The organism is Massilia sp. MS-15 (assembly GCF_020176695.1).
Taxonomy (GTDB): domain Bacteria; phylum Pseudomonadota; class Gammaproteobacteria; order Burkholderiales; family Burkholderiaceae_D; genus Telluria; species Telluria hydrophila.
Genome location: NZ_JAIWIA010000001.1, coordinates 160449 through 181640, shown reverse-complemented (window position 1 = coordinate 181640; position 21192 = coordinate 160449). Strand labels below are relative to the sequence as shown.

25 protein-coding genes are annotated in these 21192 nt (G+C 68.2%); 18 read left to right on the top strand and 7 right to left on the bottom strand.

Annotated features, from left to right (window positions below):
- Window positions 1-5: 5 nt before the first annotated feature.
- Complete coding sequence (locus LCI23_RS00885) at window positions 6-1262, bottom strand: dienelactone hydrolase family protein (RefSeq protein WP_224942557.1); 1257 nt, start codon at window positions 1260-1262, stop codon at window positions 6-8.
- A gap of 172 nt (window positions 1263-1434) precedes the next feature.
- Between LCI23_RS00885 and LCI23_RS00880 the strand changes: the two genes are divergently transcribed.
- The 3 genes from LCI23_RS00880 to LCI23_RS00870 all read left to right on the top strand — a co-directional run bounded on the left by LCI23_RS00880 (window position 1435) and on the right by LCI23_RS00870 (window position 3626).
- Window positions 1435-1782: a TolC family protein gene (locus LCI23_RS00880; protein WP_235584283.1), complete on the top strand. Its 348-nt coding sequence runs from the start codon at window positions 1435-1437 to the stop codon at window positions 1780-1782.
- The gene (locus LCI23_RS00875; RefSeq protein ID WP_224942555.1) at window positions 1779-2393 is read left to right on the top strand and encodes a tRNA-uridine aminocarboxypropyltransferase; all 615 of its coding nucleotides are present in this window, start codon (window positions 1779-1781) and stop codon (window positions 2391-2393) included. The genes LCI23_RS00880 and LCI23_RS00875 overlap by 4 nt, the downstream gene beginning before the upstream one ends.
- 108 nt (window positions 2394-2501) lie before the next feature.
- A complete protein-coding gene (locus LCI23_RS00870) occupies window positions 2502-3626 on the top strand; it encodes a PA0069 family radical SAM protein (protein WP_224943011.1) in 1125 nt (374 codons plus the stop codon).
- Between the two features lie 31 nt (window positions 3627-3657).
- Here the strand turns inward: LCI23_RS00870 and LCI23_RS00865 are convergent, their stop codons facing one another.
- Complete coding sequence (locus LCI23_RS00865) at window positions 3658-4125, bottom strand: YciI family protein (RefSeq protein ID WP_224942554.1); 468 nt, start codon at window positions 4123-4125, stop codon at window positions 3658-3660.
- Window positions 4126-4219: 94 nt separating this feature from the next.
- A complete protein-coding gene (locus LCI23_RS00860) occupies window positions 4220-5149 on the bottom strand; it encodes an AraC family transcriptional regulator (protein WP_224942553.1) in 930 nt (309 codons plus the stop codon).
- A gap of 87 nt (window positions 5150-5236) precedes the next feature.
- Here LCI23_RS00860 and LCI23_RS00855 point away from each other — a divergent pair, with 87 nt between their 5' ends.
- Entirely contained in the window at window positions 5237-6673 is a 1437-nt protein-coding gene (locus tag LCI23_RS00855; protein WP_224942551.1) for a cytochrome P450, read from the top strand.
- 47 nt (window positions 6674-6720) lie between these two features.
- Here the strand turns inward: LCI23_RS00855 and LCI23_RS00850 are convergent, their stop codons facing one another.
- Window positions 6721-7296 carry a gamma-glutamylcyclotransferase gene (locus tag LCI23_RS00850; protein ID WP_224942550.1) on the bottom strand — a complete coding sequence of 192 codons (576 nt, stop codon included), beginning with the start codon at window positions 7294-7296 and terminating at the stop codon, window positions 6721-6723.
- A gap of 114 nt (window positions 7297-7410) precedes the next feature.
- The gene (locus LCI23_RS00845; protein WP_224942549.1) at window positions 7411-8319 is read right to left on the bottom strand and encodes a LysR family transcriptional regulator; all 909 of its coding nucleotides are present in this window, start codon (window positions 8317-8319) and stop codon (window positions 7411-7413) included.
- A 97-nt stretch (window positions 8320-8416) separates the two neighbouring features.
- Here LCI23_RS00845 and LCI23_RS00840 point away from each other — a divergent pair, with 97 nt between their 5' ends.
- Both LCI23_RS00840 and maiA read left to right on the top strand, forming a co-directional pair.
- Window positions 8417-9439, top strand: a complete 1023-nt coding sequence (locus tag LCI23_RS00840; RefSeq protein ID WP_224942548.1) for a fumarylacetoacetate hydrolase family protein — start codon at window positions 8417-8419, stop codon at window positions 9437-9439.
- Between the two features lie 11 nt (window positions 9440-9450).
- Complete coding sequence (gene maiA / locus LCI23_RS00835; RefSeq protein WP_224942546.1) at window positions 9451-10095, top strand: maleylacetoacetate isomerase; 645 nt, start codon at window positions 9451-9453, stop codon at window positions 10093-10095.
- A 42-nt stretch (window positions 10096-10137) separates the two neighbouring features.
- Here maiA and LCI23_RS00830 read toward each other — a convergent pair whose 3' ends face one another.
- A complete protein-coding gene (locus tag LCI23_RS00830) occupies window positions 10138-10584 on the bottom strand; it encodes a CBS domain-containing protein (RefSeq protein WP_224942544.1) in 447 nt (148 codons plus the stop codon).
- A gap of 136 nt (window positions 10585-10720) precedes the next feature.
- On the opposite strand from LCI23_RS00830, the gene LCI23_RS00825 reads away from it, so the two are divergent.
- The 12 genes from LCI23_RS00825 to LCI23_RS00770 all read left to right on the top strand — a co-directional run bounded on the left by LCI23_RS00825 (window position 10721) and on the right by LCI23_RS00770 (window position 20140).
- The gene (locus LCI23_RS00825) at window positions 10721-11497 is read left to right on the top strand and encodes a uracil-DNA glycosylase family protein (protein ID WP_224942543.1); all 777 of its coding nucleotides are present in this window, start codon (window positions 10721-10723) and stop codon (window positions 11495-11497) included.
- A 197-nt stretch (window positions 11498-11694) separates the two neighbouring features.
- Window positions 11695-12174 carry a Fe-S cluster assembly transcriptional regulator IscR gene (gene iscR, locus LCI23_RS00820; protein WP_224942542.1) on the top strand — a complete coding sequence of 160 codons (480 nt, stop codon included), beginning with the start codon at window positions 11695-11697 and terminating at the stop codon, window positions 12172-12174.
- A gap of 15 nt (window positions 12175-12189) precedes the next feature.
- Entirely contained in the window at window positions 12190-13446 is a 1257-nt protein-coding gene (locus LCI23_RS00815) for an IscS subfamily cysteine desulfurase (protein WP_224942541.1), read from the top strand.
- 27 nt (window positions 13447-13473) lie between these two features.
- On the top strand, window positions 13474-13863 hold the full coding sequence (gene iscU, locus LCI23_RS00810) for a Fe-S cluster assembly scaffold IscU (protein WP_224942540.1): 390 nt from the start codon (window positions 13474-13476) through the stop codon (window positions 13861-13863).
- Window positions 13864-13891: 28 nt separating this feature from the next.
- The gene (iscA, locus tag LCI23_RS00805; RefSeq protein ID WP_027867668.1) at window positions 13892-14215 is read left to right on the top strand and encodes an iron-sulfur cluster assembly protein IscA; all 324 of its coding nucleotides are present in this window, start codon (window positions 13892-13894) and stop codon (window positions 14213-14215) included.
- 7 nt (window positions 14216-14222) lie between these two features.
- Entirely contained in the window at window positions 14223-14741 is a 519-nt protein-coding gene (gene hscB, locus LCI23_RS00800; RefSeq protein ID WP_224942538.1) for a Fe-S protein assembly co-chaperone HscB, read from the top strand.
- A 147-nt stretch (window positions 14742-14888) separates the two neighbouring features.
- A complete protein-coding gene (hscA, locus tag LCI23_RS00795; protein ID WP_224942536.1) occupies window positions 14889-16778 on the top strand; it encodes a Fe-S protein assembly chaperone HscA in 1890 nt (629 codons plus the stop codon).
- A 137-nt stretch (window positions 16779-16915) separates the two neighbouring features.
- Window positions 16916-17257 (top strand): ISC system 2Fe-2S type ferredoxin, encoded by a 342-nt coding sequence (gene fdx, locus LCI23_RS00790; RefSeq protein ID WP_036249155.1) that lies wholly within the window; start codon window positions 16916-16918, stop codon window positions 17255-17257.
- Between the two features lie 14 nt (window positions 17258-17271).
- A complete protein-coding gene (gene iscX / locus LCI23_RS00785; protein ID WP_224942534.1) occupies window positions 17272-17466 on the top strand; it encodes a Fe-S cluster assembly protein IscX in 195 nt (64 codons plus the stop codon).
- Window positions 17453-18331, top strand: coding sequence for an SAM-dependent methyltransferase (locus LCI23_RS00780; RefSeq protein WP_224942526.1), 879 nt, complete (start codon window positions 17453-17455; stop codon window positions 18329-18331). Before iscX ends, LCI23_RS00780 begins: the two co-directional genes overlap by 14 nt.
- A 43-nt stretch (window positions 18332-18374) precedes the next feature.
- Complete coding sequence (ltaE, locus tag LCI23_RS00775; protein WP_224942524.1) at window positions 18375-19412, top strand: low-specificity L-threonine aldolase; 1038 nt, start codon at window positions 18375-18377, stop codon at window positions 19410-19412.
- A complete protein-coding gene (locus LCI23_RS00770; RefSeq protein WP_224942522.1) occupies window positions 19409-20140 on the top strand; it encodes an RNA pseudouridine synthase in 732 nt (243 codons plus the stop codon). Before ltaE ends, LCI23_RS00770 begins: the two co-directional genes overlap by 4 nt.
- On the opposite strand, the gene LCI23_RS00765 is transcribed toward LCI23_RS00770, so the two are convergent.
- Window positions 20137-21111 (bottom strand): SDR family oxidoreductase, encoded by a 975-nt coding sequence (locus LCI23_RS00765; RefSeq protein ID WP_224942520.1) that lies wholly within the window; start codon window positions 21109-21111, stop codon window positions 20137-20139. The two genes, LCI23_RS00770 and LCI23_RS00765, sit on opposite strands and share 4 nt — an antisense overlap.
- Window positions 21112-21192: the final 81 nt, after the last annotated feature.

The window sequence follows — 21192 nt, the reverse complement described above, 5'->3', positions numbered from 1 at the left end:
GCGGGCTAGTTGGTGGCCTTGTTCGAGCCGATCGAGGTGCTCGGCGCCGCGCCGGCATCGGCCGCGCTGGCCGGGGGCGCAGCGACGGCGGCGGTCATGCTGGCCTTCTCGGCGGCGTCGATGTCGCCGGTCCAGACCACGTAGTCGTCCACCGAGTACAGCCGGCAGGGCTCGCTGCTTTTCGCGGTGCAGGTGGCCAGCGCGCGGCCATCCGGGTCTTCGCCTTCCTCGGCCCAGGTCCAGGCGCCACTGGGCGCGACCGCGAAGGCGCGCGGCGTCATCTTGGTCAGGTATTCCTGGTAGGCGCGGCGCCCGTTCTCGGACAGGTAGGGCACGGCCTCGACGTCGTCGACCCGGGCATAGTCGGTGCGCGCGGGAGAGGGAGGGGCCGGCACCTCGTGGATCACCTCGGTCGGCATGCCGATCCCCTTCAGGAAGCGCATGGTCTCGTCCAGCCAGACCTTCTCGCCGTCGCGGCTGGCCAGCATGCCATGCGCGTCGCGCTTGAAGGCCGCGAACTCGACCAGGCGCGCGCGCCCGCCGCTGCCCTCGAAGGCGGCATGCATGCGCTGCGCCAGTTCCGGGCCGAACAGGGAGTCGTTCTGGCCATACATCCACAGGCTGGGCAGGGTGGCGCGTGCGCCGTACTCGGAAAACGCGGACACCAGGGCCGTGCGCCAGGCGCAGCGGTCGCTGTCGTCGCGCAGGCCGCCGGCGAAGTTGATCAGGCCGCGTACGCCCGGCTGGTGGCGGGTGCCGAGGGCGATCGTGGCCAGCCCGCCATAGGACTGGCCGGCCACCACGATGCGGCTGGGGTCGACCCAGCGCTGCTGGCGCGCATAGGCCAGGGTGGCGGCGATGTCCTCGGCCTGGGCGTAGCCGTTGGCCTTCATGTCGCAGCCATGGTCGCGGTAGCGGCCGGTCGAGTTGGCGAAGCCCTGGCGCATCGGTACCATCACCGCATAGCCGCGTTTCACGAAGACGGTGGCCATGTGGTAGAAGCGGTCGCGCTGCTGCAGGCTGGGACGGCCCGGATCCTTGCCGTGGTTGATGATGATGAGCGGGAAGGGGCCGGGGCCGTTCGGCTGGAACACCGTGGTCTCGAGCATGGCGCGGCCCTGCGGGCCGGCCGGCACCTGCTCGATGTGCTCGTTCATGCGGTAATCGAGCTGCAACTCCTGCTGGACCGCGATGCCGGGAATCATGGCGGCTGCAGCCAGGACGGCGGCAATCAGGTTTCGTGGCGTGAAACGTGGAAGCATGTTGACTCTGACTCGGCTGCTTGCGATGCAGAACAATTTCCACATGGCATAAATTGATTCTAAGTACGCAGAAATGGCAGAGCAATATCAAGTAGTTCAGTTCTGGAGCAAAATTTTCGTGGCGTGCAAAAGTGATCACACCGGTGTGCCGGACAGCCGGACAGGCGGACGGATGGGCGCCCAGGCCGAGATCGCGGGGACGCTGCGTGACCGCGCCGTGTTCGCCTATGAGAACGTGGTGCGCGGCGCCTTTGCCGAGACCGAGAACGCGCTGGCCGCCATCGACGGCCTGACGCGCCAGCTGGCGCAGGCCGAGGCACGCCGCCGCGCCGCCGGCGAGACCTTGCGCGTGGCGCACAACCGCTACGCCAATGGCTACGCCTCCTACCTGGAAGAGCTGGATGCGCAGCGCAATGCCTTCAGCGCCGAGAACACGGTGCTGCAGCTGCGGGCCAGCCTGCTGGCGGCGCACGTGGACCTGTTCCGGGCGCTGGGCGGCGGCTGGAGTGCGTCCGCATGAGCGGCGCGATGGCGGCGGCGGACGGCGTGCCGGGCCGGCGGGTCTGCTGCGCGGCCTGCCTGCGTCCGCGATCGGCCTGCATCTGCCGCTGGATCGCGCCGGTGGCGCCGCGCGCCGCGCTGCTGGTGCTGCAGCATCCGCTGGAAGCGGCGAACGCGAAGAACAGCGCGCGCCTGCTGCACCTGAGCGTGGCGGGCAGCGTGCTGGCGGTGGGCGAGGCATTCGGGGCGGACGAGCTCGATGCGCTGCTGCATGCAGGCGGGCGGCGGCCGGTGCTGCTGTATCCGGAAACGCCGGGCGAGACGGCCGCGGCGCCTGACGACGAGGCGGCCCCCGAGCGGCTGCGCCTGGTGCTGCTCGACGCGACCTGGCGCAAGAGCCGCAAGATGCTGTACCTGAATCCGGCGCTGCAGCGCTTGCCGCGGCTGGCGCTGCGCGACGTGGCGCCGTCGAACTACCGGATCCGCAAGGCGCATGCGCCGCACCAGCTATCGTCGCTGGAAGCGGGGGCGCTCGCGCTGGGGCAGCTGGAAGGCGACCCGGCGCTGGCGGGGCCATTGCTGGACGCGTTTGCGGGCTTCGTGGAACAGCAGGCGGGGTATGTGCCGTAGCGGCAGGAGCGTGGAGCCGCTTGAATTCGCGTTGGCCAGGGCGTAAGATGCTGTATGAATATACAGTATGGAGCCGATGTGCCTGACCGCGATCCCCCTGGGCAGCCGATGCTCGCCCCGCGTCCGCTCGCGCGCAAGGGCCGCGGTGCGGTCTCGAACCTGCAGGGGCGCTACGAACGCAATGGCCGCGAGGACGTCGACGACGGCTGGGAGCGTGACGAAGAGGCGTGCGCCAGCCTGCGCACCGTCGTCAGCGACGAACAGGCCCGCAGCATCCTCACGCGCAACGCCTCGCCCGACATCCCCTTCAATGTCTCGCTCAACCCCTACCGCGGTTGCGAGCACGGCTGCATCTACTGCTTCGCACGGCCGACCCACAGCTACCTCGGCCTGTCGCCCGGGCTCGATTTCGAAAGCCGCCTGTTCGCCAAGGTCAACGCGGCCGACCTGCTGCGGCGCGAACTGGCCCGGCCCGGCTACCTGCCCGAGCACATCGCCATCGGCGTCAATACCGACGCCTACCAGCCCTGCGAGCGCGAGCGGCGCCTGACGCGCGCGGTGCTCGAGGTATTGAGCGAGTGCCGCCATCCGCTGGGCCTGATCACCAAGTCGGCGCTGATCGAGCGCGACATCGACCTGATCGCGCCGATGGCCGCGCGCAACCTGGCCTGCGCCGCCATCACGCTCACCACGCTCGACCCGGAGATCGCGCGTACGCTGGAGCCGCGCGCGGCCGCCCCGGCGCGCCGCCTGCGCACCATCCGCACGCTCACCGAGGCCGGCATTCCGGTGAGCGTGAGCGTGGCGCCGATCATTCCCTTCGTGACGGAGCCGGAGATCGAGCGCATCCTGGAAGCGGCGGCCGACGCCGGCGCCATCGGCGCCCACTACGTGGTGCTGCGCCTGCCGCATGAGGTCAATCCGCTGTTCCAGGAATGGCTGCAGGCGCATTTCCCGGAGCGGGCGCAGCGCGTGATGAACCGGGTGCGCGACCTGCGTGGCGGGAAGGACTACGACAGCGACTTCGGCAAGCGCATGCACGGCGAGGGCGTATGGGCGGACCTGATCCGCCAGCGCTTCACGAAAGCCGTCGAGCGCCTGGGCATGGGGGAATTCCGCGGACGCTTCGGGCGACTGGACGGCTCGCAGTTCCGCAAGCCGCTGGTGGCGCCGGCCGCTCCGGCCAAGGACAAGGGCAAGGGCAGGGCTGCGGGGCAGCTGGATCTGTTCTAGCTTGCGGCCGGCCGCCGTGCGCGAAGCAGGCTTACTGCTTCTTCCCGATCCTGCCGTGGATGTCGTTCACCATCATCAGCGCGGCCGAGCCGTACAGCTTGTGGTACTCCGCGACCATCTCGCCGCTGGTGATGACCGGGTCGGTCTCCACCCACGTCCTGGCCTGTTCGATGTCCGGCGTCGCCATCACGAAGATGCCGCGCCGGCCTTCCTTGCCGTCCAGCGGGCCGGCGACGACCAGTTTCTTCTCGGCCGCGAGCCGGTTCATGTTGGCGAAGTGGCCTTCGAAGACCTTGGCGCGCTCGGCCTTGTCCTCGACCTTCTTCGGGCCGGTCTTGAGGATCACGAACACGTAGGGACGCATGCCGCGCTCGTCGGCGCCGAGCGATGCCGCAAGTGCGGCGTCGTAGTGCGGCGCGGGCGTTGTGGTTTGGGCGGAGGCACTCTGCAATGCGCACAGCAGCGCGCAGGCAAGCGTTCCCAGTATCTTTCTGGACATCCCGTTCTCCCTGTTCTGGCGCGCCGCGCAGGATGCACGGCCGCGCGTATTGTGCCGCAATTCTAGCAAGCTTCGTCCGGGCGCAGGGCGGCTCTCAGACCCACAGCCGGTAGATCCAGAAGGATTCGTCCTCGATGTAGCGCTCCGCGAACTCGGTGGGCGGGAAACCGCAGATCTGGCGTGTGACGCGGCTCAGGTGGGCCTGGTCGGAAAAGCCTTCGTCGAGCGCCAGCGTGGCCCAGTCGAAGGGCTGGCCGGTCTCGTAGCGTTCGCGGGCCGCGAAGAACAGGCCTTCGGTACGGGTAAGGGTCTGCCATTCGCGCAGCGAGCGGCCGCTGAAGGTCTTGATGCGGCGCTCGACCTGGCGCGCACTGTGCGTGTCGCGCCACTGGTGCGCCTGCCAGGCAAGGCGCTGCACCCAATGGCGGCCCATCTGGCGCAGCGAGGGGCGGTCCGCGGCGCCGCCTTGCGCCGCGCGCCAGCGCGGGGCCAGATGGGCCTCCAGCACGCGCATCGCGGCGCCATCGTCGCGCGCGCCCAGCAGCGCGTCGAGCAGGGGGTGCCAGGCGGCGCCCAGCACGGTGTGCGCCGGCTGGAAGCGATCCTGGATGGCGCCCAGCGCGATTCCGAACAGGCGCGCGGCGGCGTCCGGCAGGAGGCAGGCCATGTAGCCGCGGTCGCAGTGCGGCGACCAGCTGGTGGTCGGATGGGAATGGCTGCCCGAGATCATGATCCGGGCGCCGAAGGGCTGCCACTGCCCCTGCGCGTCGACCAGGCCCATGTCGTCGGTGTCGAACCACGACAGGGTGACCAGCGGCGAGGCGGGAAAGTGCGACAGGCGCTGGGCCGGATTCAAGGCCAGCTGGGCGACGTCGCGGCTGACCAGTGCCAGCAGCGCGCCCTGCAGCGCGATGGGCGGCAGGGTGAGACGGTCCGGCGACGCCTTGCCCTCCAGCCGTGCGCGCGGCGCGCGCGCCAATCGGTCGGGGCAGGGGGCGAAGCGCTGATGACTGTCTGGGGCCATGCGCCAGCAGTATAGGCACCCGCGACCGGCCTGTCGATGTCGTTTGCGTTCAAGACAGCGGCCCCGCAAGCGGGAAGAATGCGCTGCATGGACACGACCACACCGACCCGATGCCCCTTCCATCCGGAAGCCAGCCCGGCGCCCTCCGGCGACGGCCAGCACGAACACGCCATCCTGCAGCCTCCCGGCGCCTGGCCGCCGGGCCCGCCCGCCGGCCTCACCGGCTGGGGCCTGCTGGCCCGCATGGCGCGGGGCCTGCCCGAAGCCCTGGCCGACTGGCGTCGCCAGTACGGCGACCTGGTGCACCTGCGCATGTGGCCCGAACATCAGCTGGTGGTCAGCGATCCGCGCCTGGTGCGCGAACTGCTGGTGAATCACCATGCTTCCATCGTGCGCTGGGAACGCGGCATCCGGGTGTTCTCCTACCTGCAGGGCAACAGCGTGCTGGTGGCGGAAGGCGCGCCCTGGTCCGCCAAGCGCCAGGCGCTGCAGCCGGCCTTCGCGCCGAAGTCGGTGCGCGATGTCGTGCCGACCATCGCGGCGGCGGCGCGCGGCGCGATGGCGCACTGGGAGGCCGGACCGGCCATGCCGATCGAGAGCGCGCTGACCGCGCTCACCATGGACGTCATCCAGCGCATGATGTTCTCGAGCGCGCTCGGCGACGAGGCGCGCAGCATGGAAGCGGCGGTCCACGACGCGCTGGTGGCGGGCAATGCCGAGATGTTCTGGCCGGCCAGCGCGCCGGACTGGCTGCCCTGGAAGCGCCGCAAGCGCCGCGCCCGCGCCCTGCTGGCCGGCCTGGTCGGGCGGCATGTGCAGGCGCGCCTGGACTTGCCGGAGGCGCGCTGGCCGCAGGATCTGCTCAGCCGCCTGCTGGCGCTGCACCGCGCCGATGCCACGGCCTGGCCGCTCGATGCGGTGCGCGACGAATGCATGACCGCCTTCGTGGCCGGACACGAGACCACGGCCGCGAGCCTGAGCTGGTGGGCCTGGTGCATGGCGGCCAACCCGGCGGCCCAGGAGGCGGCGCGGCGCGAGGTCGGGAAGGTGCTGCAGGGACGCGATCCGGCGCCCGATACCCTGGCGCAGCTCGGCTACCTGGGCCAGACCCTGGACGAGGCGATGCGCCTGTATCCGGCCGCGCCGGTCCTGATGAGCCGGCGCGCGACGCGCGGCTTCATGCTGGATGGCTGGACCATCCCGGCGCGCACGATGTTCATGATTCCGGTGTTCCTGATGCACCAGGACCCGCGCTGGTTTCCCGAGCCGCAGGCGTTCCGGCCGGAGCGCTTCGCGCCGGATGCGCCGGCGATCCCGCGCGGCGCCTTCATGCCCTTCGGTGCCGGGCCGCGCGTGTGCCTGGGACAGCACCTGGCGCAGGCGGAGATGACGGTCGTGGCGGCCATGCTGCTGCAGCGATTCGCATGGTCGGTACCGGCGGGCCAGGGCGCGCCCGAGGCGGTGCTGAATATTTCGCTGCGGCCGAAACAGGCCTTGCGGCTGGACCTGGCGCGGCTGGGCTAGATACAAGGGGGGCGGGCCCACGCGCCACCCGGCGAAACGGGGTCGGGTCAGCGCGCGGCGCCCAGGCAGGCGAGCAGGTGGCCTTCGATGGCGTGCACGTGCGCGTCGTGGTGGCCGAGCGCGCGCAGGGCTTGCGCCAGGTCGAGCAGGTAATCGCTGTTCGGGCCGCTGGGGCCGCGCGCGCGCGCGATCTGGTGCGCGATCTCGCGTTCGCTGGCCGGGCCGAGGAAGGCGGCGTTCTGCTCGGTGGCGATGTAGACGATGCCTTCGGCCGCGCCGCCATCCGCGAACTGCATCGCGGTGGCCAGGCGCAGGTAGCCGTTCTTCTCGCGGTGGTCGAGGTGGGCGAATTCTTCCGGCGTGACCAGGTAGGCCATGCCGTGGCAGACGGCGCCTTCGTCGGGCACCAGGGTCGCCACGCGGCCCGGCGCGGTTTCGGTGCCGCGGTGGTCGTGCGAACCCTGCCAGAAGCGGCGGCTCCAGCCGCGGATGCTGGCCGGACGCCGTTCGAGGAAGGGGAAGTCGGCCTTGAAGATCAGCGAGCCGTAGCCGAACAGCCACACGCTGGCATGGCGGTCGAAGCGGTCCATCAGGCGGTTGATGGCGATGGTGTTGAGTGACATCGGTGTAGGAAACAAGAAATGCAGGCCCGTATTGTAGGGCGCACGCCCGCGCCGTGCACGGGTACGGCTTCGCGCGGCGCCGTGGCAGGGCGGCCCTGGCGGCTCGCCTGCGCGTCAGGCGCAGGTCCGCTGCACGAACTGTTCGAGGAAGCCGATGAAGCGCTCCGCCGCCGGCGACAGCGAGCGTCCGGGGCGCGTATAGATGAAGAAGCGCCGGCTCAGCACCGGCTCTTCCAGCGGCCGCATCACCAGGCCGTACAGGCTGGCCAGCGGCGCCGCATAGGGCAGGCAGACCGTCACCCCGAGCCCGGCCGCGGCCATCGCCAGCGCCGTGGTCATGAAGGTCACCTCGTTGGCCGGCTTCACCGGCACCTCGCGCAGCGCGCCATGCAGGGCGTGGATCTCGTCCAGCAGGCGCTCGGTGAACTGGCCCTGCAGCGATATCAGGGGATGGCGCGCCACGTCCTTCCAGGTCAGGCACGCGGCGCTTTCAAGCAGGTGCCCCTTCGGGAACACCAGCGCGAAGGGCATCTCGAACAGCAGGCGCGCATCGAGCGGCGGCGCCGGTTCGCGTTCGGGACCAACGCCGAAGTCGGCCTCGCCCGACAGCACGCGCGCGATCACACTTTCGACCGCCGTGTCGCCCAGGCGCACCTCGATCTCCGGATAGTCCTTGCGGAAGGCCGCAATCGCTTCCGGCATCAGGGTGCAGGACAGCAGCTGCGGCGCGGCGATGCGCACGATACCCTTCTTCAGGCGGGTGTGGTCGGCCACGTTGGCCAGCGCGCCATCAAGGTCGTCGATCATCTGGCTGAACAGGGGATAGAGCTCGCGCCCGATGTCGGTCAGGAGGGCGCGCCGCGTGCTGCGGTCGACCACCTTGGCACCCAGGGTCTGCTCCAGCTCCTTGATCAGTCCCGAGAGCGCCGACTGCGTCACGTGCATCGCCTGCGCGGCGAGCGTAAAGTTGCCTGTCTTGGCCAGGGCCACGAACGCGCGCATCTGGCGCAGGGTCGGATTCATAAGATAATCTGATAAATCGGGCGAAAAATACTGTTTGAATGATAGTACCTTTTGTTCGCATAATGGCGAAAAGCAGCCACCCAGCAAAGGAAACTCCATGAAACTCGCCACCCTCAAGACCGGCGGCCGCGACGGCACCCTGGTCGTCGTCAGCCGCGACCTGGTTACCTGCCAGGCCGTCCCGAAGATCGCTCCTACCCTGCAGTACGCCCTCGACCACTGGGAGGAAGCCGCGCCGCAGCTGCGCAAGGTGTACGAGCGCCTGAACCTCGGCACGGCCGACAAGGCCGAGTCCTTCATCGAGGAGGAATGCCATTCGCCGCTGCCGCGCGCCTACCAGTGGTGCGACGGCTCGGCCTACATCAACCACGTCGAGCTGGTGCGCAAGGCGCGCAATGCCGAGGTGCCGGAATCCTTCTATTCCGATCCGCTGATGTACCAGGGCGGCTCCGATTCCTTCGTCGGCCCCTGCGACCCGATCGCCGTGCTGTCGGAAGACTGGGGCGTGGACCTGGAAGCCGAGGTGGCGGTGGTCACCGGCGACGTGCCGATGGGCGCCAGCGTCGACGAAGCGGCCGCCGCGATCCGCCTGGTGATGCTGGTAAACGACGTCTCGCTGCGCAACCTGATCCCGAACGAGCTGGCCAAGGGCTTCGGCTTCTACCAGTCCAAGCCGGCCAGCGCCTTTTCCCCGGTCGCGGTCACCCCCGACGAGCTGGGCCAGGCCTGGCAGGACAGCAAGCTGCACCTGCCGCTCCTGGTGACGCTCAACGACAGTCCTTTCGGGCGCCCCAACGCGGGCGAGGACATGACCTTCAGCTTCGCCCAGCTGGTGGCGCATGCGGCCAAGACGCGCGAACTGGGCGCGGGCAGCATCATCGGCTCGGGCACCGTGTCGAACAAGCAGGGCAGCCTGCATGGCTCGAGCATCGCCAACGGCGGCGTCGGCTACTGCTGCCTGGCCGAGGTGCGCATGTACGAGACGATTGAACAGGGCAAGCCGGCCACGCCCTACCTGGCGTATGGCGACACGGTGCGCATCGAGATGGTCGACGGGGACGGCGCCAGCATCTTCGGCGCCATCGACCAGGAAGTCGCGCGCTACCATCGCAAGTCGTGAAAGGAAGCGGCATGAAGCTCTACACCTACTTTCGCAGCTCGGCCGCGTACCGGGTACGCATCGCGCTCAACCTGAAGGGTCTCGACTACGAGGCCGTGCCGGTGCACCTGCTGCGCGACGGCGGCCAGCAGCTGGGCGCGGACTACCTGGCGGTCAACCCCAGCGGCCTGGTGCCGGCGCTGCAGGACGACGGCCTGGTGCTGAGCCAGTCGATGGCCATCCTCGAATACCTCGACGAGGTCTATCCGGTGGCGCCGCTGCTGCCGAAGGATGCGCTCGGCCGCGCCCGCGTGCGCGAGCTGGCGCAGATCGTCGCCTGCGACATCCACCCGATCAACAACCTGCGCGTGCTGCGCTACCTGGTCAAGCAGCTGGGCCAGTCGGAAGAGGTCAAGACCGACTGGTACCGCCACTGGGTGATCGAGGGCCTGCGTTCGCTCGAAGCGCACCTGGCGCGCAACCCGGGCACGGGCGCGTTCTGCCACGGCGACACGCCGACCATGGCCGACTGCTTCCTGGTGCCGCAGGTGTTCAACGCGAAGCGCTTCGACATCGACGTCGCGGCCTATCCGACCATCGCCCGCATCGATGCCCTGTGCGCGGACCTGCCGGCCTTCCAGGCTGCGCATCCGTCCCGGCAGCCCGACGCGGAGTAGGGCGGGGCGGCGCCCGGCCATCCCGGCGGGGCGCCGCAACGCTCAATGCCGGGTCGGCGACCGGTCCGGCGCCGACGGCGTCGAGATCTCGTCGAGCGCCTCGTCCGCCGAGCCGGCCGACTTGGTGGCGATGTCGCCCAGCGAGACGATCCCCACCAGCTGCTTCGACGCCGCGTCGATCACCGGCACGCGCCGGATCTGCACGTCGCCCATGGTGTTCATCACTTCGTCCACGCCCTGGTCGCTGAAGCAGGTGCGCACGTCGGTGCTCATCACGTCGCCGACGCAGGTCCGGTCCGGCGCCTGGCCGGCCGCCACCGAGCGCACCGCGATGTCGCGGTCGGTGATCATGCCCACCAGGCGCTCGCCGTCGCAGACCGGGATGGCGCCCACGTTCAGGTCGTCCATCATCTGGGCCGCGCGCTGGATGGTTTCCTGCGGCGAGATGGTCTGCACATCGGGTGTCATCACTTCACGGATCGTTTGCATGCTGTCCTCCTGTTCGGTTGGCACAAGATCATGCCCTGAATCGCGAAAGGCGGACGCCAGCTTGACACCGGGAATGCTGTTCCCGCGTACGGCCCGGCAGGCTACAATCCCGCCTCCTCCCTGACACCGGACCCGCATGCCCAAGCATCCCATTCCCGACCCGATCCGCGCCGCCCTCGACCTGGCCGACCCTTCCTGGCGCCCGGTGCTGGAGGCGGGCCTGCAGGCGCTTGCCGCCGCCGATCCCGCCTACCTGCCGGCGCTGGCCGGCGACGACTACCTGCCGACGCAAGGCCGCCTGTTCGCCGCCTTCGCCCAGCCGCTGGACCGGGTGCGCTACGTGCTGGTGGGAGAGGGGCCATACCCGCGCGCCGAGAGCGCGACCGGGGTATGCTTCATGGACGGGGCGGTGGACGGGTTGTGGTCGGAGACCGGCCTGTCCAAGCCGGTCAACCGCGCCACCTCGCTGCGCAACTTCATGAAGATGCTGCTGGTGGCAGGTGGCCGGCTCGAGGCCGGCGACACCGGCGGCAGCGCGCTGGCGCCGGTGGCCGCGCACGCCCGCGATGCCGCCTCGGGCACGATCCAGACCCTGGCCCAGCTGCAGGACAATCTGCTGGCCCAGGGCTTCCTCCTGCTGAACGCGGCCCTGGTCTTTCGCAGGCACGTGCCGCCCGCGGTCGATGCGCGTGCCTGGCAGCCCTTCCTGCAGGCGGTGCTGGCGGCCCTGGCAAGCCGGCCGCAGCCGCCATTGCTGGTGCTTTGGGGAAAGATCGCCGAGCAGCTCAAGAAGCTGCCGGAGACGGCGCGCCTGCCACAGATCCAGGCCGAGCATCCCTATAACCTGTCCTTCATCCAGCACGCCGGCATGCAGGCGCTGTTCGGGCCGATGGAATTGCTGCGCCTGCGATAAACGCCGAGGGGCGCAGGAAGGGCGCGCCGGGAGGGGGGGGCGGGAAAAACCGGGGCCCAAGACAAGCGGTCCGGATTTTGCTATACTTGACTAAATCAATCAGGTAATCCGTTTATTTCAAGACGCGCAGTGCGAACCATGTTGCGCCGCACCGATTACTTGAAGAAGTGCAATATTTTACAATAACCGGGGTTGCGATGCGTCTGACCACCAAAGGCCGTTTTGCTGTTACTGCGATGATCGATCTCGCCCTGCGCCAGGGCAATGGTCCGGTTACGTTGTCGGGCATCAGCCAGCGCCAGGCCATTTCGCTGTCCTACCTCGAACAGCTGTTCGGCAAGCTGCGCCGGCACGAGATCGTCGAATCGATCCGCGGCCCCGGCGGCGGCTACAGCCTGGCCCGCCCCGCCGACCGGGTGACGGTGGCCGACATCATCATCGCGGTCGACGAACCGCTCGACGCCACCCAGTGCGGTGGCAAAGAAAACTGTCACGGCGCCGACGCTGCTTCCGGCACCCGTTGCATGACCCATGAACTGTGGACCACGCTCAACGCCAAGATGGTCGACTACCTGGACTCGGTCTCGCTGCAAGACCTGGTCGACCAGCAGAAGCATAAAGAACAAGCCGTTGTGGTGGTGCACCGTACCGCCGCCAGCGCCGCCGTACAAAATTGAAACCGGAGTGAACCCATGAACGCGCCTTTGGACAAACAAATCGAGCAGAGCTTCGTCACTGCCCCGCATTTCCCGATCTACATGGATTACTCGGCGACGACGCCGATCGATCCGCGCGTGGCCGACAAGATGATTCCCTACCTGCGCGAACAGTTCGGCAACCCGGCATCGCGCAGTCATATGTACGGCTGGAGCGCCGAAGCGGCGGTGGAGGAAGCGCGCGCCAACGTGGCGGCCCTGGTCGGCGCCGATCCGCGCGAGATCATCTGGACCTCGGGCGCGACCGAATCGAACAACCTGGCCCTGAAGGGCGCCGCCCAGTTCTACAAGACCAAGGGCAAGCACATCATCACGGTCAAGACCGAGCACAAGGCGGTGCTGGACACCGTGCGCGAACTGGAGCGCCAGGGTTTCGAAGCGACCTACCTCGAGCCGCAGGACAACGGCCTGATCACCGTCGCCCAGCTGGAAGCGGCGATCCGCCCGGACACCATCCTGGTTTCGGTCATGCTGGTCAATAACGAGATCGGCGTCATCCAGCCGATCGACGCCATCGGCGAACTGTGCCGCGCCAAGGGCATCATCTTCCATTGCGACGCCGCGCAGGCGACGGGCAAGGTCGAGATCGACCTGAACAAAACCAAGTGCGACCTGATGACCTTCACCGCGCACAAGACCTACGGCCCGAAAGGCGTGGGCGCCCTGTACGTGCGCCGCAAGCCGCGCGTGCGCCTGGAAGCGCAGATGCACGGCGGCGGCCACGAGCGCGGCCTGCGTTCGGGCACGCTGCCGACCCACCAGATCGTGGGCATGGGCGAAGCCTTCCGCATCGCCAAGGAAGAGATGCACAGCGAGCTGGAGCGCGTGAAAGCGCTGCGCGACCGCCTGGCCAAGGGCCTGCTGGAGATCGAAGAGGTGTACATCAACGGCGACATGGACCACCGCGTGCCGCACAACCTGAACGTCTCGTTCAACTACGTCGAGGGCGAGTCCCTGATCATGGCGATCAAGGACATCGCGGTGTCGTCCGGTTCGGCCTGCACCTCGGCCTCGCTGGAGCCGTCCTACGTGCTGCGCGCCCTGGGCCGCAGCGACGAACTGGCGCACAGCTCGATCCGCTTCACCATCGGCCGCTTCACGACCGAGGAAGACATCGACTTCGCCGTCAACCTGCTGAAGGCCAAGGTCGGCAAACTGCGCGAGCTGTCGCCGCTGTGGGACATGTTCAAGGAAGGGATCGACCTCAACTCGATCCAATGGGCAGCCCACTAATTTCGCAAGCATTCAAGGAGTAACACCATGGCATATTCGGACAAAGTACTGGACCACTACGAAAACCCGCGCAACGTCGGCGCCTTCGACAAGGGCGACGATGCGGTGGGCACCGGCATGGTCGGCGCACCGGCCTGCGGCGACGTGATGAAGCTGCAGATCAAGGTCAACGAGCAGGGCCTGATCGAGGACGCGAAGTTCAAGACCTATGGCTGCGGTTCGGCCATCGCCTCGAGCTCGCTCGTGACGGAATGGGTCAAGGGCAAGTCGCTGGATGAAGCGCTGTCGATCAAGAACACCCAGATCGCCGAGGAACTGGCGCTGCCGCCGGTGAAGATCCACTGCTCGATCCTGGCCGAGGACGCGATCAAGGCCGCCGTGGCCGACTACAAGGCAAAGCACGCCGAGAAGGCGTAATCCGCAAGCACAGACTGGAGTCACCGACATGGCAATCACCCTGACTGAAAAAGCCGCGAAGCACGTCAACCGCTACCTCGAGCGTCGGGGCAAGGGCATCGGCTTGCGCTTCGGTGTGCGCACCACCGGCTGCTCCGGCCTGGCCTACAAGCTTGAGTACGTCGACGATGCGACCCCGGACGACAATGTCTTCGAATCGCATGGCGTGAAGGTCTTCGTCGACCCGAAAAGCCTGCCCTACATCGACGGCACCGAACTGGATTTCGCGCGCGAAGGCCTGAACGAAGGCTTCCGCTTCAACAACCCGAACGTCAAGGACAACTGCGGCTGCGGCGAAAGCTTCCGCATCTGACGCCACGATGAAGCAGAACCACTTCGAGCTGTTCCAGTTGCCCGCCAGCTTCACCGTCGATGGCGCGGCGCTGGACGCGGCCTACCGCGAAGTCCAGGGCCGGGTGCACCCGGACCGCTTCGTGAACGCCACCGACGCCGAGAAGCGCGTCGCGATGCAGTGGGCGACGCGCGCCAACGAGGCCTATGCGACCCTGCGCACTCCGCAGAAGCGCGCGCAGTACCTCTGCGAGATCAACGGTGTCGACTTGCAGACCGAGTCCAACACGGCGATGCCGGCCAGCTTCCTGATGCAGCAGATGGAATGGCGCGAGGCACTCGAAGACGCACGCGCCGCGAAGGATGCCGGCGCGCTCGATGCGCTCGACGCGCAGCTGCGCCGCGAGCGCAAGGAGATGCTGGAGCAGGTCGGCGCGCAGCTCGATGCGGGCGACTATCATGGCGCCGCGCAGACCGTGCGCGCCATGATGTTCCTCGACAAGCTCGGGGAAGAGGTACAGTACGCGTTCGAAGCATTGGACGCATAAGTAGGGTGGGCGGGTCTCCCGCCCACGCGTTCAAACTTGGCATGCATTGCGGCGACGCTCGTGCTGGTTGACCGCGTGGGCGGAGAACCCGCCCACCCTACAATGACGATACGTCATTGCATAAACAAGAATACAGGTAACACGACCATGGCATTACTCCAAATCGCCGAACCCGGCATGTCCACCGCCCCGCACCAGCACCGCCTGGCGGTCGGCATCGACCTCGGCACCACCAACTCGCTGGTTGCCACCGTCCGCAGCGGCAGCCCGGAAGTGCTGAGCGACGAGGACGGCCGCCCGCTGCTGCCATCGGTCGTGCGCTACCTTCCGAATGGCCACGCCAATATCGGCTACAAGGCGCAAGCCTGCCAGACCACCGATCCGAAGAACACCATCGTCTCGGTCAAGCGCTTCATGGGCCGGGCGTTGGCCGATATCGCGCATGCCGAGAACCTGCCCTACGACTTCGTCGATGGCCCCGGCATGGTCCAGATCAACACCGTGGCCGGCGTGAAAAGCCCGGTCGAGACCTCGGCCCAGATCCTGGCCACGCTGCGCCAGCGCGCCGAGGATTCGCTCGGCGACGAGCTGGTCGGCGCCGTGATCACCGTGCCGGCCTACTTCGATGACGCCCAGCGCCAGGCCACCAAGGATGCGGCCCAGCTGGCCGGCCTGAACGTGCTGCGCCTGCTGTCCGAGCCGACCGCCGCCGCCATCGCCTATGGCCTCGACCAGGGCAGGGAAGGCGTGTATGCCGTGTACGACCTCGGCGGCGGCACCTTCGACATCTCGATCCTGAAGCTCTCGAAGGGCGTGTTCGAGGTGCTGTCCACCGGCGGCGACTCGGCCCTGGGCGGCGACGACTTCGACCACCGCCTGTTCTGCTGGATCGTCGAGCAGGCCAAGCTGGCCCCGCTGTCCGACCAGGACACCGCCACCCTGATGGTCAAGGCGCGCCAGGCCAAGGAACTGCTGTCCACCAACGAAGAAACGACGGTCGAGGCGATCCTGAAGTCGGGCGAGATCGTGCAGGTCACCGTCAGCGCCCAGACCTTCGCCGAGATCACCAGGCACCTGGTCGGCAAGACCATGAACGCGATCCGCAAGGCGATGCGCGATGCCAACGTGGCGGTCGAGGATGTCGACGGCGTCGTGATGGTGGGCGGCGCCACCCGCATGCCGCACGTGCGGCGCGCGGTGGGCGACTTCTTCCACACCATCCCGCATGCGAACATCGATCCGGACAAGGTGGTGGCGCTGGGCGCCGCCGTCCAGGCCAACCTGCTGGCCGGCAACCGCGCCGAGGGCGACGACTGGCTGCTGCTGGACGTGACACCGCTGTCGCTCGGCATCGAGACCATGGGCGGCCTGGTCGAAAAGATCATTCCGCGCAACTCGACCATTCCTTGCGCCAGGGCCCAGGAGTTCACCACGTTCAAGGATGGCCAGACCGCGCTCGCGGTGCACGTGGTACAGGGCGAGCGCGAACTGGTGTCCGACTGCCGCTCGCTGGCGCGCTTCGAACTGCGCGGCATTCCGCCCATGGCGGCCGGTGCCGCGCGCATCCGCGTCACCTACCAGGTCGATGCCGATGGCCTGCTGTCGGTGTCGGCGCGCGAGACCCGTTCCGGCGTCGAAGCGTCGATCACCGTCAAGCCATCCTATGGCCTGGGCGACGACGAAGTGGCGCGCATGCTGCAGGATTCCTATACCTCGGCCCAGGGCGACATGCAGATGCGCGCGCTGCGCGAGGAACAGGTCGAGGCCGAGCGCATCCTGCTGGCCACGCAGTCCGCGCTGGATGCGGATGTGGACCTGCTGGACGCGGCCGAGCAGGACGAGGTGGCGAAGCTGGTGCATGGCGTGCGCGATGCGATCCACCGTTCCAACGACGCCTCGCTCGAAGCCGGACAGCGCCAGGACGGGCTGCACGCGGCGGTGCAGGCGCTGGCCAGGGGCACCGAGGAATTCGCGGCGCGCCGGATGGACAAGAGCGTGCGCAAGGTCCTGGCAGGCAAGTCGCTGGACGAGGTCTAAGCATCATCTATACGTAGGGTGGGCGGCTTTGCCGCCCACGCGTTCAAATCGGGCATGCATCGCGGCGACGCGACCGATCGCCGGGCGCGCGGGCGGCAAAGCCGCCACGCCACGAAAACAAACAACGAGGTAATCAAGTGCCACAAATCGTCATCCTCCCCCATCCCGTCTTCTGCCCCGACGGCGCCGTGCTGGAATCCCCCGCCGGCAAGTCGATCTGCGACGTCCTGCTCGAGAACGACATCGAGATCGAGCATGCCTGCGACCGCGTCTGCGCCTGCACCACCTGCCACGTGATCGTGCGCGAAGGCTTCGACTCGCTGAACGAGCAGGAAGAAAAGGAAGAAGACATGCTCGACAAGGCCTGGGGCCTGGAGCCGAACTCGCGCCTGTCGTGCCAGGCGATCGTCGCCGACGAGGACCTGGTGGTCGAGATCCCGAAGTACACCATCAACCACGCAGCAGAGAAGAACCACTGAACGGGAGGGCCGCCATGAAGTGGACCGATGTCTCGGCGATCGCCGAGGCCCTGTACGAGCGCTATCCGGACGTCGACCCCGCCACCGTGCGCTTCGTCGACCTCCACAACTGGGTCGTCGCCCTCGACGGCTTCGACGACGACCGCCACCGCGGCGGCGAACGTGTACTGGAAGCCATTCAGGCAGCATGGATCGATGAAGCAAGCTAAGCACACCCCCAAGCCGACCGCGGCGCCCGAACTGCCGCCGGAAGTCCGTCCCGGCCAGTCGATCGCGCTGCTGAAGGAACTGCACATCCTTACCCGGGACGGCAAGCTGAACCAGGACAGCCGGCGCAAGCTGAAGCAGGTCTACCACCTGTACAACTTCATCGAGCCGCTGTTGAACAACGTGCTGGAAAACAAGGGGGGCGTGTCCCTGGTCGACCACGGCGCCGGCAAGTCCTACCTCGGTTTCATCCTGTACGACCTGTTCTTCAAGGGCCGCGAGGACGGTTCCCACATCTATGGCATTGAAACCCGCGAAGAGCTGGTGCGCAAGTCGACCGAACTGGCCGCGCGCCTGGGCTTCGGCGGCATGTCCTTCCTGCCGCTGTCGGTGGCCGAATCGACCACCTCGACCCGGCTGCCGGAGACCATCGACATCGTCACCGCGCTGCATGCCTGCAACACCGCCACTGATGACGCGATCGACTTCGCGCTCAAGAAAGGCGCGAGGCACATGGTGCTGGTGCCCTGTTGCCAGGCCGAGGTGGCGAGCGTGCTGCGCAAGAACAAGGGCAAGGACCTGGGCCGCAGCGCCCTGACCGAGATCTGGCGCCACCCGATCCACACCCGCGAGTTCGGCAGCCAGATCACCAACGTGCTGCGCTGCCTGCAGCTGGAGGCGCACGGCTACCAGGTCACGGTCACCGAACTGGTGGGGTGGGAGCACTCGATGAAGAACGAACTGATCGTCGCGACGTACAAAGACCTGCCGCGCCGCCGCCCGGCCGAGCGACTGCGGGAAGTGATGGCCGAACTGGGCCTGGACGAGATGAAGCAGCGCTTCTACACCCCTGTCGAAGCAAACTAAGCAAACCAAGCAAACCAAGCGAACCTAGCGGACCGAAAACGAGATGAGCGACACGAATCAAGAGTGGATCGACCTGCGCAGCGATACCGTGACCCAGCCGTCCGAGGCGATGCGCGCCGCCATGGCCGCGGCAAGCGTCGGCGACGACGTGTACGCCGACGACCCCTCGGTCAACCGCCTGCAGGAGTATGCGGCCGAGCTGTTCGGCTTCGAGGCCGGCCTGTTCGCGCCCTCCGGCACCCAGACCAACCTGATCGCCCTGATGACGCATTGCGCGCGTGGCGACGAGTACCTGGTCGGCCAGGAGGCGCACACCTACAAGTACGAAGGCGGCGGCGCGGCGGTGCTCGGTTCGATCCAGCCCCAGCCGATCGCCAACCAGGCGGACGGCTCGATCGCCCTGGCCGATATCGAGGCCTATATCAAGCCCGACGACATGCACTTCGCGCGCACCCGCCTGCTGGCGCTGGAAAACACCATCGGCGGGCGCGTGCTGCCGCAGGACTACGTCAAGGCGGCGACAAGCCTGGCGCACAGCCGCGGCCTGGCCACCCACCTGGACGGCGCCCGCATCGCCAACGCGGCCGTCAGGAACGGCATCAGCCTGCGCGCGGCGGTACAGGGCTTCGACACGGTCTCGGTCTGCCTGTCGAAGGGCCTGGGCGCGCCGGTCGGGTCGGTACTGCTCGGCCCCAGGGCTTTCATCGAGCAGGGCAAGCGCTGGCGCAAGATGCTGGGCGGCGGCATGCGCCAGGCCGGCGTACTGGCGGCAGCGGCGCAGTATGCGCTCGAGCACAACGTCGAGCGCCTGGCCGAGGACCATGACAACGCTGCCGCGCTGGCCCGAGGCCTCGCGCAGATCGCGGCGCTCAAGGTCGGCACGCCGCAGACCAACATCTTCTGGCTCGACATCCCGGCCGCCGCCTGCGCGCCGCTGCGCGAGGCGCTGGCCGCTGCCCGCATCCGCGCGACGGTCGGTCCGCGCATGCGCCTGGTGACCCACCTGGACGTGAGCGCCGCCGACGTGGCGCGCACCGTCGACGTGTTCACGGACTTCTTCGCGCAATGGCGGGAACAATGACGGCCGAGGCCATCCGCCTGGCCAAGCGCGTCGCGGCCCAGCTGGGCTGCTCGCGCGCCGAGGCCGAGCGCTACATCGCCAACGGCGGCATTAGCGTCGACGGCGCCGTGGTGGAAGACCCGGCCAGCCGCGTCCTGCCGGCACAGGACGTGCGCGTGCTTCCGGGCGCCTCGGCCGAGGAAGCGCCACCCGTCACCATCCTGCTGCACAAGCCGGCCGGCATGAACTCCGGCGTCGGCGCCCGCGGCGAACCCGCGCTGGCCTGCCTGGCGCAGGAAACGCTGGCGCAGGGCCACGGCCAGCCGCGCTTCCTGCAGCGCCACCTGCACAAGCTGACCCTGACCAGCCCGCTCGAAACCGATGCCAGCGGACTGGTGGTGTATACCCAGGATTTCCGTGTCGCGCGCAAGCTGGTGGAAGAGGGCGAGCGGGTGGAACAGGAATTCATCGTCGACGTCAGCGGCGCGATCCGGGACGGCGGCCTGGCGCTGCTGAACCATGGCCTGCACTTCAACGGCAAGCCGATCGCGCCGATGAAGGTCAGCTGGCAGAACGAGCACCGCCTGCGTTTCGCCCTCAAGGGCGTCAAATCGGGGCTGATCGACCACATGTGCCGCGAAGTCGGCCTGGAGATCGTCGACCTGCGGCGCATCCGTATCGGACGCCTGCCGATGGCGGGCCTGCAGCCGGGCCAGTGGCGCTACCTGCTCGACTACGAACGCTTCTAGCCGGCGCGCCGCCCCAGCAGCCGTAGCCCGACGGCGGCGCCCACCGCCAGGGCGCCAATCGCCAGTACCAGTGCCCCGTTTGGCGGCGGCGGGTCGCGCCGCTGCCCGCTGTGGATGCCGCTCGGCGCCGACGGCGGCGCATACAGCGCCCCGCGCGTCTGCGGCACGCGCTCGGCCTTCCGGGCCCACCGGTCAAGATACAGGTTCATGCCCGATGCGATCAGGTTCGGCGCGATGAAATTGCTCAGCCTGAACAGGGTGGCCGGGGCCCCGACCGCGGTGGTCGGCCTTGGATGGCGCGCCAGCGCGAGCACGGCGTCCGCCACCGTCTCGGGCCTGAGCGCTCCCGGCGGATACGACATCTTCGCACCCGTGTAGTTGGCGCCGTGGGCGAAACCCGGCGTGTCCACGAAGGTCGGGTAGACGTCGCAGACGTGGATATGCGGGCGCTTGCCCAGTTCCGCGCGCAGGGCTTCGCTGAAGCCGCGCAGACCGTACTTGCTGGCCGAATAGGCCGCCGCGTAGGGCGAGGCGACGAAGCCGCCGGCCGAGATCATGTTGACCCAGATGCCGTGGTCCTGCTCGAGGAAGATTGGAAGCACCGCATGGGCATCGTTCATGTGGGAGAGCAGGTTGGTCTCGATCACGCGGCGGTGGTCGTCGATGGGCACGTCGGCGAACTTGCCGACCACGCCCGCGCCCACGTTGCTGAACCACAGGTCGATCCGGCCCAGGGTGGCGCGCGCCTGGCGCGCGAACGCTTGCACCGCGGCGGCATCGACCGCGTCCACCACCACGGCCTCGGCGCTGCCGCCGGCTTCGCGGCAGCGCCGCACGATGTCGTCCAGTCCCTCCTTGCCGCGCGCACCCAGCACCAGCCGGGCGCCCTCGCGCGCAAAGGCAATGGCAGTAGCCGCCCCGATGCCGCTCGAGGCGCCCATGATGACGACGCGCATGTCCGAAAGCTTCATGGCTTACCCTTCTTCAAGGTTCAGTGGAAGCCTGCGATTATTCCGTGCCTTGCGGATGGGGCGCGTTCGAATGCCGCGCGG

Bases quoted from the DNA above. Each gene is read 5' to 3' on its own strand.
- LCI23_RS00885 (WP_224942557.1), bottom strand. From the start codon at position 1,262: ATGCTTCCACGTTTCACGCCACGAAACCTGATTGCCGCCGTCCTGGCT.
- LCI23_RS00880 (WP_235584283.1), top strand. From the start codon at position 1,435: ATGGGCGCCCAGGCCGAGATCGCGGGGACGCTGCGTGACCGCGCCGTG.
- LCI23_RS00875 (WP_224942555.1), top strand. From the start codon at position 1,779: ATGAGCGGCGCGATGGCGGCGGCGGACGGCGTGCCGGGCCGGCGGGTC.
- LCI23_RS00870 (WP_224943011.1), top strand. From the start codon at position 2,502: ATGCTCGCCCCGCGTCCGCTCGCGCGCAAGGGCCGCGGTGCGGTCTCG.
- LCI23_RS00865 (WP_224942554.1), bottom strand. From the start codon at position 4,125: ATGTCCAGAAAGATACTGGGAACGCTTGCCTGCGCGCTGCTGTGCGCA.
- LCI23_RS00860 (WP_224942553.1), bottom strand. From the start codon at position 5,149: ATGGCCCCAGACAGTCATCAGCGCTTCGCCCCCTGCCCCGACCGATTG.
- LCI23_RS00855 (WP_224942551.1), top strand. From the start codon at position 5,237: ATGGACACGACCACACCGACCCGATGCCCCTTCCATCCGGAAGCCAGC.
- LCI23_RS00850 (WP_224942550.1), bottom strand. From the start codon at position 7,296: ATGTCACTCAACACCATCGCCATCAACCGCCTGATGGACCGCTTCGAC.
- LCI23_RS00845 (WP_224942549.1), bottom strand. From the start codon at position 8,319: ATGAATCCGACCCTGCGCCAGATGCGCGCGTTCGTGGCCCTGGCCAAG.
- LCI23_RS00840 (WP_224942548.1), top strand. From the start codon at position 8,417: ATGAAACTCGCCACCCTCAAGACCGGCGGCCGCGACGGCACCCTGGTC.
- maiA (WP_224942546.1), top strand. From the start codon at position 9,451: ATGAAGCTCTACACCTACTTTCGCAGCTCGGCCGCGTACCGGGTACGC.
- LCI23_RS00830 (WP_224942544.1), bottom strand. From the start codon at position 10,584: ATGCAAACGATCCGTGAAGTGATGACACCCGATGTGCAGACCATCTCG.
- LCI23_RS00825 (WP_224942543.1), top strand. From the start codon at position 10,721: ATGCCCAAGCATCCCATTCCCGACCCGATCCGCGCCGCCCTCGACCTG.
- iscR (WP_224942542.1), top strand. From the start codon at position 11,695: ATGCGTCTGACCACCAAAGGCCGTTTTGCTGTTACTGCGATGATCGAT.
- LCI23_RS00815 (WP_224942541.1), top strand. From the start codon at position 12,190: ATGAACGCGCCTTTGGACAAACAAATCGAGCAGAGCTTCGTCACTGCC.
- iscU (WP_224942540.1), top strand. From the start codon at position 13,474: ATGGCATATTCGGACAAAGTACTGGACCACTACGAAAACCCGCGCAAC.
- iscA (WP_027867668.1), top strand. From the start codon at position 13,892: ATGGCAATCACCCTGACTGAAAAAGCCGCGAAGCACGTCAACCGCTAC.
- hscB (WP_224942538.1), top strand. From the start codon at position 14,223: ATGAAGCAGAACCACTTCGAGCTGTTCCAGTTGCCCGCCAGCTTCACC.
- hscA (WP_224942536.1), top strand. From the start codon at position 14,889: ATGGCATTACTCCAAATCGCCGAACCCGGCATGTCCACCGCCCCGCAC.
- iscX (WP_224942534.1), top strand. From the start codon at position 17,272: ATGAAGTGGACCGATGTCTCGGCGATCGCCGAGGCCCTGTACGAGCGC.
- LCI23_RS00780 (WP_224942526.1), top strand. From the start codon at position 17,453: ATGAAGCAAGCTAAGCACACCCCCAAGCCGACCGCGGCGCCCGAACTG.
- ltaE (WP_224942524.1), top strand. From the start codon at position 18,375: ATGAGCGACACGAATCAAGAGTGGATCGACCTGCGCAGCGATACCGTG.
- LCI23_RS00770 (WP_224942522.1), top strand. From the start codon at position 19,409: ATGACGGCCGAGGCCATCCGCCTGGCCAAGCGCGTCGCGGCCCAGCTG.
- LCI23_RS00765 (WP_224942520.1), bottom strand. From the start codon at position 21,111: ATGAAGCTTTCGGACATGCGCGTCGTCATCATGGGCGCCTCGAGCGGC.